General features: G+C 71.2%; 12 protein-coding genes. 11 read left to right on the plus strand and 1 reads right to left on the minus strand.

Annotation, left to right across the window (positions count from 1 at the left end):
- Positions 1-7 precede the first annotated feature (7 nt).
- The 3 genes from pheS to MWM45_RS06210 all read left to right on the plus strand — a co-directional run bounded on the left by pheS (position 8) and on the right by MWM45_RS06210 (position 5,854).
- On the plus strand, positions 8-1,090 hold the full coding sequence (pheS, locus tag MWM45_RS06200) for a phenylalanine--tRNA ligase subunit alpha (protein WP_247828689.1): 1,083 nt from the start codon (positions 8-10) through the stop codon (positions 1,088-1,090).
- A complete protein-coding gene (gene pheT / locus MWM45_RS06205; RefSeq protein WP_247828690.1) occupies positions 1,091-3,634 on the plus strand; it encodes a phenylalanine--tRNA ligase subunit beta in 2,544 nt (847 codons plus the stop codon).
- A gap of 807 nt (positions 3,635-4,441) precedes the next feature.
- Positions 4,442-5,854: an HNH endonuclease gene (locus tag MWM45_RS06210; protein WP_418909742.1), complete on the plus strand. Its 1,413-nt coding sequence runs from the start codon at positions 4,442-4,444 to the stop codon at positions 5,852-5,854.
- Between the two features lie 70 nt (positions 5,855-5,924).
- On the opposite strand, the gene MWM45_RS06215 is transcribed toward MWM45_RS06210, so the two are convergent.
- Positions 5,925-6,890: a quinone oxidoreductase family protein gene (locus tag MWM45_RS06215; RefSeq protein ID WP_247828692.1), complete on the minus strand. Its 966-nt coding sequence runs from the start codon at positions 6,888-6,890 to the stop codon at positions 5,925-5,927.
- Positions 6,891-6,974: 84 nt separating this feature from the next.
- Here MWM45_RS06215 and MWM45_RS06220 point away from each other — a divergent pair, with 84 nt between their 5' ends.
- The 8 genes from MWM45_RS06220 to MWM45_RS06255 all read left to right on the plus strand — a co-directional run bounded on the left by MWM45_RS06220 (position 6,975) and on the right by MWM45_RS06255 (position 13,812).
- Positions 6,975-7,385 (plus strand): VOC family protein, encoded by a 411-nt coding sequence (locus MWM45_RS06220; RefSeq protein ID WP_247828693.1) that lies wholly within the window; start codon positions 6,975-6,977, stop codon positions 7,383-7,385.
- Between the two features lie 32 nt (positions 7,386-7,417).
- A complete protein-coding gene (locus tag MWM45_RS06225; protein WP_247828694.1) occupies positions 7,418-7,765 on the plus strand; it encodes a YciI family protein in 348 nt (115 codons plus the stop codon).
- Positions 7,766-7,841: 76 nt separating this feature from the next.
- Positions 7,842-8,873 (plus strand): N-acetyl-gamma-glutamyl-phosphate reductase, encoded by a 1,032-nt coding sequence (gene argC, locus MWM45_RS06230; protein WP_247828695.1) that lies wholly within the window; start codon positions 7,842-7,844, stop codon positions 8,871-8,873.
- On the plus strand, positions 8,870-10,039 hold the full coding sequence (gene argJ / locus MWM45_RS06235) for a bifunctional glutamate N-acetyltransferase/amino-acid acetyltransferase ArgJ (RefSeq protein ID WP_247828696.1): 1,170 nt from the start codon (positions 8,870-8,872) through the stop codon (positions 10,037-10,039). The genes argC and argJ overlap by 4 nt, the downstream gene beginning before the upstream one ends.
- Before the next feature lie 11 nt (positions 10,040-10,050).
- Positions 10,051-11,049, plus strand: coding sequence for an acetylglutamate kinase (argB, locus tag MWM45_RS06240; protein WP_247828697.1), 999 nt, complete (start codon positions 10,051-10,053; stop codon positions 11,047-11,049).
- Positions 11,046-12,314: an acetylornithine transaminase gene (locus tag MWM45_RS06245; protein ID WP_247828698.1), complete on the plus strand. Its 1,269-nt coding sequence runs from the start codon at positions 11,046-11,048 to the stop codon at positions 12,312-12,314. The genes argB and MWM45_RS06245 overlap by 4 nt, the downstream gene beginning before the upstream one ends.
- Positions 12,311-13,276 (plus strand): ornithine carbamoyltransferase, encoded by a 966-nt coding sequence (gene argF / locus MWM45_RS06250; protein ID WP_247828699.1) that lies wholly within the window; start codon positions 12,311-12,313, stop codon positions 13,274-13,276. Before MWM45_RS06245 ends, argF begins: the two co-directional genes overlap by 4 nt.
- Positions 13,273-13,812, plus strand: coding sequence for an arginine repressor (locus MWM45_RS06255; protein ID WP_043447603.1), 540 nt, complete (start codon positions 13,273-13,275; stop codon positions 13,810-13,812). Before argF ends, MWM45_RS06255 begins: the two co-directional genes overlap by 4 nt.
- Positions 13,813-13,839: the final 27 nt, after the last annotated feature.

Below are 13,839 nucleotides of genomic sequence, written 5' to 3' on the forward strand. Positions count from 1 at the left end.
CAACCCCATGGCCGAAACCACAGAGCACGCCGGGCCCGCCGGTCGCGATGCCCAGGTCCCCGATCCGCTGGACGCCGCGTCGGTCGCCGCCGCCGTCGACGCCGCGCTGGCCGACATCGCGGCAGCGGCCGACCTCGACGGGCTGAAAGCGGTCCGGATCGCGCACACCGGCGAGAAGTCGCCGCTGAGCCTCGCCAACCGGGGCATCGGCGCCCTGCCGAGGGAGCAGAAGTCGGCGGCGGGCAAGAACATCGGCCCCGCCCGCGGACGGATCAACCAGGCGCTGGCCGCCCGCACGGTGGAGCTCGAGGCCGAGCGCGACGCGCGGATCCTCGTCGAGGAGGCCGTGGACGTCACCGCCGCCCCGCGCCGCCGTCGGACCGGTGCCCGGCATCCGCTGTCCACGTTGCAGGAGCGGGTCAGCGACGTCTTCGTGGGCATGGGCTGGGAGATCGCGGAAGGACCCGAGCTGGAGTCCGAGTGGTTCAATTTCGACGCCCTGAACTTCAAGCCGGACCACCCGGCACGGGAGATGCAGGACACGTTCTTCGTCGACCCGCCCGAGGCCCACCTCGTGCTGCGCACCCACACCTCGCCGGTCCAGGCCCGCTCCATGCTGGAGCGCGACCTGCCCATCTACGTCCTGTGCCCGGGCAAGGTGTTCCGCACGGACGAGCTCGACGCCACCCACACACCGGTCTTCCACCAGTTCGAGGGCCTCGCCATCGACAAGGGGCTCACCATGGCGGATCTCGTGGGCACGCTCGAGCACTTCACGCAGCAGCTCTTCGGCGACGACGCCAAGGTGCGCCTGCGCCCCAACTTCTTCCCCTTCACGGAGCCGAGCGCCGAGCTCGACATCTGGCACCCGGGCGCCAAGGGGGGCCCCCGCTGGATCGAATGGGGTGGCTGCGGCATGGTCAACCCCAATGTGCTGCGCGCCACCGGCATCGACCCGGAGGTCTACTCCGGGTTCGCCTTCGGCATGGGGATCGAGCGGGCACTCATGTTCCGCAACGAGGTCATCGACATGCGGGACATGATCGAGGGCGACGTACGTTTCAGCGAACACTTCGGGATGGAGATCTAGGTGAGAATCCCACTGTCCTGGCTGCGCGAGTACGCAGCCGTGCCTGCGGACGCGACCGCGGAAGACGTGATGGCCGAATTGGTCAAGGTAGGCCTGGAGGAAGAGGACGTCCACCGTCCCACCGACGAGCTGACCGGACCGGTCGTGGTGGGCCAGGTGCTCAGCATCGTCAAGGAACCGCAGACCAACGGCAAGACCATCAACTGGTGCGAGGTCCGCGTGGTGCCCGAGGGCGCCGAGCAGACCCTCACCGGGGAGGGCATCGACCCCTCCGGCGTGCAGGGGATCGTGTGCGGCGCCCACAACTTCGTGGAGGGCGACAAGGTGGTGGTCACCCTGCCCGGCGCGGTACTGCCGGGTGACTTCCGCATCAGCCCCCGCAAGACCTACGGCCACGTGTCCGCCGGCATGATCGCCTCGGTCCGCGAACTCGGCATCGGTGACGACCACGACGGCATCCTCGTGCTGTCGACGCTGGGGCTCGACCCCGAGGTCGGCGCCGACGCCCTCGAACTCCTCGGCCTGTACGACGAGGCCGCGGAGATCAACGTGACGCCCGACCGTGGGTACTGCTTCTCCATCCGCGGCGCAGCCCGCGAGTACGCGCACGCCACCGGGACGGCCTTCGCCGACCCCGCCGCCGCCGTCGTCGTCCCGCCGGCAGCGCCCGGGGGATACCCGGTGCGGCTGGAGGACTCCTCTCCCGTCTACGGCACGCCCGGCTGCGACCGGTTCGTGGCGCGGACGGTCCGCGGCGTCGACCCCACGCGCCCCACGCCGCCGTGGATGTCCGCGCGGCTGCGCCTCGCCGGGATCCGCTCCATCTCGGTCGTCGTCGACATCTCCAACTACGTGATGCTCGAGCTCGGCCAGCCGCTGCACTTCTACGACCTCGACAAGCTCTCGGGTGACATCGTGGTGCGCCGCGCCGCCGCGGGAGAGACGCTGCGGACCCTCGACGACAGGGAGCGCACACTCGACGCCGAGGACCTCCTCATCACCGACGCCTCGGGCCCCATCGGCATCGCCGGCGTCATGGGCGGTGCCTCCACCGAGGTCTCGGCGGGCACGGACAAGGTGCTCATCGAGTCCGCCCACTTCGACGCCGTCAGCATCGGCCGCTCGCGGCGCCGCCACCGGCTGCCGTCCGAGGCCTCCAAGCGCTTCGAGCGCGGCGTGGACTGGAACGTGGCGGACATCGCCGCGCAGCGCGCCGTCGACCTCCTCCTCGAGCTCGCCGGCGGCACCGTCGACGACGCCGCCACCGACGTCGGCCAGGCACCGGAACCGCGGGTCATCGACCTGCCCGCCGACTTCCCGGCCCGCCTGATCGGACGCGACTTCAGCGACGAGCAGATCCGGGGCACCCTCACGGACCTCGGGGCGGCGGTCGAGGAGGCCGACGGCGGCTATCGCGTCACCGCCCCCAGCTGGCGCAGCGACCTCGAGACCCGCGAGGACCTGACCGAGGAGATCATCCGGCTCGTCGGCTACGACACGATCCCTTCGTCGTTGCCGGTCGCACCGCCCGGCCGCGGCCTGACGCGCGTGCAGCAGCAGCGCCGCCGGCTCCTGAACGCGCTCGCGGCGGCAGGGCTCACCGAGGTGCTCTCCTACCCGTTCGTCAGCGAGGCATCGAATGCCGTGTTCGGCACCCCCGACGAGGGCTCGGCACAGGCCTCGGTGAAGCTCGCGAATCCCCTGAGCGCCGAATTGGGCTTCCTCCGCCGGTCGATCCTGCCCGGCCTCGTGGAGCTGGCGAAGCGGAACCACTCACGCGGGTTCCGCGACCTGGCCCTGTTCGAGGCGGGGTCGGTCTTCCTGCCCGACGGCACCCTCGGCTCCGAGTCCATCCCGCCGCTGGGCATCAGGCCCGACGACGCAATCCTCGACGGACTGCACTTCGGGATCCCGGACCAGCCGCTGGTCGTGGCCGCGCTGTTCACGGGCCATGAGACGGCGCCGTCGGCGGGCGTCACCCCGCGCGCCTGGGACTGGGCGGACGCCGTCGACGTCGTGCACCTCATGGCGCAGGTCACCGGTGTCGACGTGGTGGTCCGACAGGGCGCCCACCAGGCGTTCCACCCCGGCCGCACGGCGGAGTTCTCGCTGCGCAGCGGCGAGGTGCTGGGCTACGCGGGAGAGCTGCACCCGAAGCTGATCGCCGCACAGGACCTCCCCGCCCGTACGGTCGCCCTCGAGATCACTGCGGACCTCCTCTTCGATGCCGCCGCCGACGTGATCGTCGCGCGGTCGCTGTCCACCTACCCACCGGCCACGCAGGACGTCGCGCTCGTCGTCGACTCCTCGGTGGTCGCCGGGGATGTGCTCGAGACCCTACGGGAAGGGGCGGGTGAGCTCCTCGAGGACGTCAGCCTCTTCGACGTCTACACGGGACAGGGCATCCCCGAGGGGCGGAAGTCCCTCGCGTTCGCCCTGCGGTTCCGCGCGCCGGATCGCACACTGACGGCGGACGAGGCCAGCGGTGCACGCGACACCGCCGTGGCCCTCGCGGCCGAGCGGTACGGCGCCGTGCAGCGCTGATTCCTGCAGCACGTCGAAAGGCCCGCCCCCTCGCGGGGGCGGGCCTTTCGTGTGGGTGGGCGTGGTTGTGCTGCCGATTCGGGAATCTCGGCGTGTTGTGGCGTGCTGCGGTGACCCTTCCCGACACCTGGCGGGTCGTCGTCCCACCGAGGATTCGAGACCGCGAACCCCCTGGTCATTGATAATTTCTGCTTCCCGTGTCGGCCCGTAGCGACCCCATAATGTCGGTGCGGGTTGGGAGAATTGGGTATGGACAGCAACCCGATCGCTCCGCTCGAAGCCACCGATCTCGGTGGTGCTTCGCTACGGGACGTTGTTCCTTCCGCGGCGATTCCGTCGGTTGTTGTCCCCTCCGTCGAGGTTCCTGCGGACTCTGTGCAGGATCTGATCGATCTGATGGCGTCCCTTCCGGTAGGCTCCGGGAACGCCGAACTCGTTCACCAGCTGCGCGAGTTGATCCGTCAGTTCAAGGCCACCGTGTCCGGTGGTGTTGCGCACGAGGGTGCCGCAGGGTCTGCTGTCGTCCTCCCGGCTCCTGCACTCCCGGCCCCTGTCTCGCCTGGTGTTTTTCGGCCGGCTTCTGTCTCACCGGATGCTGTCCCGCTGGCGACGTTCCCGGCGGGCTCCGTCCCGTCCACGCGAGTACCGGGTGCTGTGCCGCCGGCTCCTGTCCTGCAGGCCTCGGTTTCGCCGGGTGCTATCTTGCCCGGCGCCGAACCGGGTGCTGTGCCGCCGGACGGCGTCGGGCCTGCCGCTGTCCCTGCTGGTTTCGTGCGGGTGGGGTGTGTGCGGGATCTGATGGATGTGATGACCTCGCTTCCCATGCCGGCGGATGGTCCGGGGCTCATCGATGAGGTCCGTGATCTGGAGGACTTCAAATCCGCGATCGCCGCCCGGCAGGCCCGGACCGCGGTCGCGTTCGACCTGGATGAGCGCCAAGCCCAGGCGGCGGCTCGTGTGCCGGTGGCGGAGCAGGGTCGGGGTGTGGCCGCGCAGATCGCCCTGGCCCGGCGTGAGTCCCCCGCCCGGGGCGGGCGGCTGCTCGGAATGGCCAGAGCTTTGGTGACGGAGATGCCGCATACGATGGCGGCTCTGGAGGCCGGGTTGGTGAACGAGTGGCGGGCGACCCTCCTGGTCCGGGAGACCGCGTGCCTGTCGGCTGCGGACCGGTGCGCGGTCGATGAGGAGCTCAGCCCCGACACGGGTGCCTTCGAGGGGGCCGGGGACCGGCAGATCGTCGCCGCGGCCCGGGCGGCGGCGTACCGCAGGGATCCGCGGTCGGTCACCCAGCGGGCCAGCCGTGCCGCGGCGGAGCGGCATGTGGGTCTGCGGCCGGCACCGGACACCATGACGTACCTGACCGCCCTGCTGCCGGTCGCCCAGGGGGTCGCGGTGCATGCGGAGCTGACCCGGCACGCCGACGCCTGCCGGGCAGAGGGCGATGAACGCAGCCGGGGCCAGTTGATGGCGGATGCGCTGGTGGAGCGGACCACGGGCACCCCGGGCGGGTTCTCCCGGGTCGAGGTGCAGCTGATCATGACGGACCGGACCCTGCTCCAGGGCGACAGCGAACCGGCCCGCCTGCCGGGCTACGGGATCGTCCCCGCCGGGTGGGCCCGGAACCTCCTCACCACCGGACGAACCCCCGAGCAGGCTTTCGGGCAGCCCGCCAAGCAGCACTGCGGGCCGTCATCAGGTAGCGCGCAGGGCTTCGAAGTCTGGCTCCGGCGGCTCTATACCGCCCCAGGAAGTGGTGAGCTGGTGGCCGCCGACTCCCGGGCGCGACTCTTCACCACCAACCAGCGGCGGTTCATCCAGGCCCGCGACCATCTCTGCCGGACCCCTTACTGCGATGCGCCGATCCGCCACTACGACCACATCATCCCCTGGCGTGACGACAAACCCACGAGCCTCGCCAATGGTGCCGGACTCTGTGAGGCTTGCAACCACACCAAGGAACTCCCCGGCTGGAAAGCCAGACCGCACCCGGATTCCAGGACCAGCCACGGCCGCCATGTCCTCGAGGTCAGCACGCCCACCGGCCACACCTACCGCTCCACCGCGCCACCCCTGCCCGGCAGCGATCAGGAGAGCCGGGAACGGCGAGGCACGAGGGCCGTTCGCCTTCCGGGGTCGACGGGCCACGGATCGGATCATCGGGGCCCGCCGACACAACAGCACGCCCGCTCCTTCCGACGGGTCGACCTGGTTTTCGCCTGACCCCTCGTGGAGGTTGTCCTACCCACGGGTGCATGACGAAGGCCCGGGAGGCATCGACCGGATGAGGCGCTCAGGGAATGAGCAGCACCTTGCCCGTGGTGCGCCGCGCCTGCAGATCCTCATGCGCGCGGGCCGCGTCGGCGAGCGCGTACCGCGCACCGATGCGCACGTCGAGCTGGCCCGCGGCAACCGCGCCGAAGAGTTCCTCCGAACGCCACCGGCGCTCCTCGGAGGAAAGCAGGTGATGCGCGAGGGTGGGCCGGGTGACGAAGAGCGAGCCGCCGCTGTTGAGGCGCTGCAGCTCCAGCGGGGGCACTGCCCCGGAGGCCGCCCCGAAGAGCACGAGGGTGCCGCGGATCCGCAGCGAGCGCAGCGAGTCGTCGAACGTCGCCCGGCCCACGCCGTCGAACACGACGTCCACCCCGACCCCCTCCGTCAGGGTCCTCACGGCGTCGGCGAATCCCTCGTAGCGCAGCACCTCGTCGGCGCCGGCGGCGCGCGCGAGGTCCTCCTTCTCCGGCGTCGAGACCGTGGTGATCACGCGGGCGCCCTTGGCCTTGAGCAGCTGGATCAATAGCAGGCCCACTCCGCCCGCGCCGGCGTGGACGAGCACCGTCTGGTCGGGCTGGACGGGGAAAGTGGAGTTGATCAGGTAGTGGGCAGTCATGCCCTGCAAGGGGAGGGCGGCCGCGGTCTCCAGGTCCACACCCTCCGGCACCGGAAGCGCCCGGTCCGCGTCCACGAGGGCGTATTCCGCGTAGGTGCCTGTCCCCTCGGCGAACGCGACGCGATCTCCGGTGGAGAAGTCCGTGACACCCTCGCCGAGCGTCTCCACGGTCCCGGCGGCCTCGGCTCCGGGCGTGAAGGGGAGGTCAACGGCGTAGGCGCCGCTGCGCTGGTACGTCTCGATGAAGTTCACCCCGGCGGCGGCGACCCTCACCAGCAGCTGGCCCGGGCCGGGGGCGGGGCGGTCGACGGTCGCGAGCGTGAGGACGTCCGGACCGCCCGGTGCGGTGACGACGATGGCTGACGGCATGGTGGTTCCTTTCGGTGGCGTTCCCTCATGCTATTCCCGCAGCGGTCCCTGTCAGTCCGGGCCGGGGTGTGGCAGGCTGACGTGATGCCCGCCACACCTGCGCCCCTCGTCTACCTCAGCTTCCCCGGAACCGCGCGGGAGGCGCTGGGTTTCTACGCCGAGGTCTTCGGCGGTGAACTGACCCTGCATTCGTATGAGGACTTCGGGAGGACGGACGGCCCGCCGGAGGCCGTGGCCCATGGTGTGCTCGACGGCGTCGTCGCCCTCGCAGGATCGGATGCGGCAGCAGGAGAGCAGACCGTGCGGTGCGAGGGCCTCATGCTGTCCTTGTTGGGGACCGCGGAGCCGGCGATCCTCCACTCGTGGTTCGACAGGCTGTCCGTCGGAGGGTCGGGAATCGACCCGCTGGCCCCCAAACCGTGGGGCGCGTCGGACGGTCAGGTCACCGACCGGCACGGCCTGCGCTGGCTGATCGGGTACGAGCCCCAGGCATGACCGCCCGTCCGCGCCCGACCGAAGGACCATCCATGTCGCAGTTCGCCGTCCTCATCTATGCCGACGAGTCCCTCCACGCAGCCGACGCAGCAGCGGCCGACCTCGAAGAGAACGATCTGCACGCCCGGGACCTCTCGTCTTCCGGCACGATGTCTCTGGCCTACGCCCTGACGCCCCGGGCCCAGGCGGTGTCCATCCGACGGGATGGCACCCGGGCAGGGCCTTTCGTGCAGTCCGACCAGTTCGTCGCGGGCTTCTACGTCGTCGAAGCTCCCGATCTCGAGGCTGCGATCGCGATTGCCCGCCGGAACCCGGCGGTCCGCACCGGCACGGGCGGTGTCGAGGTCCGCCCCGTCCACAGCGGGGGCATCACCGCCTGATTCCTCGAGACCCTGATGACGGAGCTGAATGCATAACTATGTACAGCTATGCATGATGTTGTTGTAGGCTGAGGCCATGACGTTCACCGCAGCCGTGTCCGGCGCCAGTGGCTATGCCGGGGGAGAGATCCTGCGCCTCCTCGCCAACCACCCCGACGTCGAGGTCGGGGCGATCACGGCGCACAGCAATGCTGGCACGCGCCTGGGCGACATCCAGCCCCACCTGCATTCCCTCGCCGATCGGGTGCTGCAGGAGACGACCCCCGAGGTCCTGACCGGGCACGATGTCGTCTTCCTCGCACTGCCGCACGGCGCCAGCGCCGAGGTCGCGGCCCGGCTGCCGGCGGACACGCTCGTGATCGACGCCGGTGCCGACCACCGCCTGCAGGACCCCGCCGCGTGGACGAAGTTCTACGGCTCGGCCCACGCAGGCACCTGGCCCTACGGATTGCCTGAACTGCCCGGCCACCGTGCCGGACTCGCCGGAGCCCGCCGGATCGCCGTGCCGGGCTGCTACCCCACGAGCGTCCTCCTCGCACTCACCCCGGGCTTCGCCGCGGGACTCCTCGAGCCCGACGACGTCGTCGTCGTCTCCGCATCCGGCACCTCCGGGGCGGGCAAGACCGTCAAGCCGAACCTCCTCGGCTCCGAGGTCATGGGCGGCATGAGCCCCTACGGCGTCGGCGGCGGGCACCGCCACACCCCCGAGATGGAGCAGGGTCTGAGCCGCGCGGCCGGCGAGCGCGTGTCCCTCTCCTTCACGCCCACGCTCGCGCCCATGGCCCGCGGGATCCTGACCACGGCGACCGCCCGCGTGAAGCCCGGCGTCGAGTACGCGCAGCTGCGGCAGGCATGGGAGGACGCCTATGCGGCCGAGCCTTTCGTGCGGGTGCTGCCCGAGGGCCAGTGGCCCACCACCAAGGCGGTCCTCGGCTCCAACTACGCCAACCTCCAGCTCGCCGTCGACGACCACGCGGGCCGCGTGATCGTCAGCTGCGTCATCGACAATCTGACCAAGGGGACCGCCGGCGGCGCCGTGCAGTCCATGAATATCGCCCTCGGACTCGACGAGACCGCGGGCCTGACCATCCAGGGGATCGCACCGTGAGCATCACGTATCCGGGCGGGTTCCGCGCTGCGGGCGTCCCCGCCGGCCTCAAGAGCACCGGCAAGCCCGACGTCGCCCTCGTCGCCAATGACGGACCGCTGCACAACGCGGCCGCCGTGTTCACCTCCAACCGGGTGGCGGCAGCACCCGTACTCTGGTCCCGGCAGGTCGTCTCGGACGGGCGCGTCGACGCCGTCGTCCTGAACTCCGGCGGCGCCAACGCCTGCACCGGTCCGGAGGGTTTCCAGAACACCCACCGGACCGCGGAGGTCACCGCGGAACTCCTCGGAGTCTCCGCGACCGACGTCTTCGTCTGCTCCACCGGCCTGATCGGTGAGCAGCTTCCGATGGACCGGCTGCTCGCCGGGGTCACGGACGCTGCCGGATCACTGGGCAGGGGCGGCGGGCCCACTGCCGCCGAGGCGATCATGACCACGGACACGGTGTCGAAGGAGGCCCGCTACCCGGCGACGGCCGACGCCGCGAGCGAGGGCTACGCGATCGGCGGGATGGCCAAGGGAGCCGGCATGCTCGCGCCGGGCCTGGCCACGATGCTCGTGGTCCTCACCACCGACGCCGCCCTCGACGCCGCGACCCTCGACGCCGCCCTGCGGGAGGCGACCCGCGTGAGCTTCGACCGCACCGACGCCGACGGCTGCATGTCCACCAACGACACCGTGGTCCTCCTCGCCTCCGGGGCGGCCGGCGTCACGCCGGACGCGGCGCAGTTCACCGCGGCCCTCACGCAGGTCTGCCTCGACCTCGCCGCGCAGCTCATCCACGACGCCGAGGGCGCGAGCCACACCATCGCCGTCACCACCGCGAACGCCGCCTCCGAACGCGACGCCGAGGTGGTCAGCCGCGCCGTCGCCCGGTCCAACCTGTTCAAGACCGCCATCTTCGGCAACGACCCCAACTGGGGCCGCGTCCTCGCGGCCGTCGGCACCACGGACGCCGCCTTCGAACCGGACGAGCTGAACGTCTCGATGAACGGCGTGCAGATCTGCCGGAACGGCGGGATCGGGGAGTCCCGCGACCTCGTGGACCTCACCGGTCGGGACGTGACCGTCGAGATCGACCTCGCCGCCGGGACGGCGAGCGCCACGATCTGGACCAACGACCTCACGCACGAGTACGTGCACGAGAACTCCGCCTACTCGAGCTGACGGGAGACCCCATGACGAGCAGCGACACGAACACCGGGACGGGCGCCGCCACCACCCCGACGGCGACGCCGTCCGCCTCGACCCTGAAGGCCCAGGACAAGGCCGCCACACTGGTGGAGGCGCTGCCGTGGATCCAGCGCTTCGCCGGAACCACGATGGTCATCAAGTACGGCGGCAACGCCATGGTGAACGAGGAGATGCGCCGGGCCTTCGCCGAGGACGTCGTCTTCCTGCACCACGTCGGCATCCGGCCCGTCGTGGTGCACGGCGGCGGCCCCCAGATCAACGCGATGCTCCAGAAACTGGGCATCGAGTCGGAGTTCAGGGGCGGCCTGCGCGTGACGACCCCCGAAGCCATGGACGTGGTCCGCATGGTCCTCACCGGCCAGGTGGGCCGTGAGCTCGTGGGCCTCATCAACTCCCACGGCCCCTACGCCGTCGGACTGTCGGGCGAGGACGGCGGGCTGCTCCGTGCGGTGCGCACCGGGACCGTCGTCGACGGCGAGACCGTGGACCTCGGGCTCGTCGGGGACGTGACCGCGGTGCATCCGGGTGCCATCCTCGACATCCTCCAGGCCGGGCGCATCCCCGTGATCTCCACCGTCGCCCCGGAGTACGACACCGACGGCGAGGCCGTGCAGCAGGTGCTCAATGTGAACGCCGACTCCGCCGCCGCGGCGCTGGCCGCCGCACTCGGGGCCTCGAAGCTCGTGATCCTCACCGACGTCGAAGGGCTCTACGCGGCCTGGCCGGACCGGAGCTCCCTCATCTCCTCCCTGACCGTCAGCGAGCTCCGCGAGCTCCTGCCCGGCCTCGAATCCGGGATGATCCCGAAGATGACGGCGTGCCTGCAGGCCGTCGAGGCCGGCGTGGAACGCGCCCATATCGTCGACGGGCGGCTGGCCCACTCGATGCTGCTCGAGACGTTCACCACCGCGGGCATCGGCACGCAGGTGGTCCCCGACGAAGCGATCACGACGCAGCCCACGACTCCGGGAGGGGCAGCATGAGCCACACGACCATGAACGAGACCGCGGACCTGCTCACGGGCGGGGCGTCCGGCGCGGACTGGCTCGCCCGCTACAGCTCCTCGCTGATGGGTGTCTTCGGGACGCCGCAGCGCGTGCTGGTGCGCGGGTCCGGCTGCTTCGTATGGGATGCCGACGGCGCACAGTACCTCGACCTCCTCGGCGGTATCGCGGTCAACGCCCTCGGCCACGCGCACCCCTTCGTCACCTCCGTCGTCTCCAGCCAGCTCGCGACCCTCGGCCACATCTCCAACTTCTTCACGAGCCCCACCCAGGTGGCACTCGCCGAGAAGCTCCTGGACCTCGCGGGGGCGCCCACCGGGTCCCGCGTGTTCTTCACCAACTCCGGCGCCGAAGCCCTCGAGGCCGCGGTCAAGCTCGCGCGCCGCAACAGCACCCCGCAACGGCAGCGCATCCTCGCCCTCGACGGCGCCTTCCACGGACGCACCATGGGGGCACTCGCCCTGACGTCCAAGAAGGCCTACCGCGAACCCTTCGAGCCCCTGCCCGGCGGCGTGGAGCACATCCCCTTCGACGACATCGAGGCCCTCCGGTCCGCGATGGACTCCTCCGTGGCAGCACTGGTCATCGAACCCATCCAGGGCGAGGCCGGCGTCCGGCCGCTCTCTCCCGAGTACCTGCGCGCCGCACGGGAGCTGACCCGCGAACACGGGGCGCTGCTCATCCTCGACGAGGTCCAGTCCGGCGTCGGGCGGACGGGCCGCTGGTTCGCCCACCAGTGGGTCGACGGCGTGGCCCCCGACGCCATGACGCTCGCCAAGGGCCTCGGCGGCGGGTTCCCGATCGGCGCGCTCGTCACGTTCGGCGAGGACGTCTCCTCGCTGATCGGTGCGGGCCAGCACGGCACCACCTTCGGGGGCAATCCCGTGGCCACCGCGGCGGGTCTCGCCACGCTGCACGTCCTCGAGACGACGGGCGCCCTGCAGCACGCGTCCGACGTCGGCGCCCTCCTCGCCTCGCGGCTCGCAGCCACCGACGGGGTCACCGCGGTGCGAGGGCAGGGCCTGCTCATCGGGTTCGACGTCGACGGCGAGTACGCGCCGGCGGCGGTCCAGTCGGCGCTCACGGCAGGGTTCATCATCAACGCGACAGGGCCCTCGACCCTCCGGCTCGCGCCGCCGCTCATCCTCACCCCCGAGCAGGCGGCCACGTTCCTGGATGCCCTGCCCGCCATCCTCACCACTGCCCGCACCGCCCACGCCGCTGCCCGGGAGGCAACCCCATGACGCGCCACTTCCTCGTCGACACGGATCTCTCACCCGCCGAGCAGGCCGAGGTCCTCGACCTCGCCGTCGAACTCAAGGCGAAGCCCTACGCCCATGCGCCGTTCGCGGGGGAGGGCGCGGGCCGCAGGACGGTCGCCGTGATCTTCGACAAGACCTCCACCCGCACCCGCGTGTCCTTCGCCGCCGGTGTCGCGGACCTCGGCGGGGTGCCGCTGATCATCGGCGCGGGGGACTCCCAGCTCGGGCACAAGGAGTCCATCACCGACACCGCCAGGGTCCTCGACCGGATGGTCGCGACGATCGTTTGGCGCACCTACGCCCAGGCCGGGCTCGAGGAGATGGCCGCGGCGTCCAGCGTCCCCGTCATCAACGCCCTCTCCGACGATTACCACCCGTGCCAGCTGCTCGCGGACCTGCTCACCATCCGCGAGCACAAGGGCACGCTCGCGGGGCTCACCATGACGTACCTGGGGGACAGCGCCAACAACATGGCCAACTCCTACCTCCTCGCCGGGGCCACCGCAGGCATGCACGTCCGGGTCGCCGGGCCCGAGGGCTACCTCCCCGACCCGGCGGTCGTGGCCGCCGCCGAGGAGCGGGCCGCCGAGACCGGCGGGTCCGTCCTCGTCACCACGGACGCGGCCGTCGCGCTCGCCGGAGCCGACGTCGTCGCCACCGACACCTGGGTGTCCATGGGCCAGGAGGACGAGAAGGCGGCACGGCAGGAGCTGTTCCGCTCCTACGCCGTCGACGCCGAAGCCATGGCGCAGGCCGCGCCGGACGCCGTCGTACTCCACTGCCTGCCCGCCTACCGCGGCTACGAGATCGCCGCCGACGTCATCGACGGCCCGCAGTCGCTCGTCTGGGACGAGGCAGAGAACCGGCTGCACGCCCAGAAGGCCCTCATGACGTGGCTCGTGCAGCAGTCCGCCCGGCCGGACGGGCAGGGGAGCGGGTCATGACCGTGCAGCGCGATTCCGCCCGCCTCACCACGAAGACGGCCCGGCACGCCCTCATCACGGACCTCCTGACCGCGCGGTCCGTGCGCTCGCAGGTGGAGCTGGCCACCCTGCTCGCCGCCGACGGCGTGCAGGTCAACCAGGGGACGCTGTCGCGGGACCTCGTGGAGCTCGGCGTCGTCCGCGTCCGCGGAGCCGAGGGCGCGCTGATCTATGCGGTGCCCGTGGAGGGCGGCGGCCGGCACGCGCGCAGCGGTGTGTCCCAGGAGATCCTCGACGCCCGGCTCGCGAAGCTGTGCAACGAACTGCTGGTGACGGCGGAGGCCTCGGGGAACATCGTCATCCTGCGGACGCCGCCGGGGGCTGCGAACTTCCTCGCCCTGGCCATCGACCACTCGGTGATGCCCTCGATCCTCGGCACCATCGCCGGCGACGACACCGTGATGCTCGTCAGCCGCGACCCCGACGGCGGCGCGGCCGTCGCCGACCGATTCCTCGGACTCGCGCAGGAACCGCAAGGGCCCGCGGAGCCGTCCTGACCCCGTCGCTGCGGCCGGCCCTGTGCC

This window comes from Arthrobacter antioxidans, assembly GCF_023100725.1.
GTDB lineage: Bacteria > Actinomycetota > Actinomycetes > Actinomycetales > Micrococcaceae > Arthrobacter_D > Arthrobacter_D antioxidans.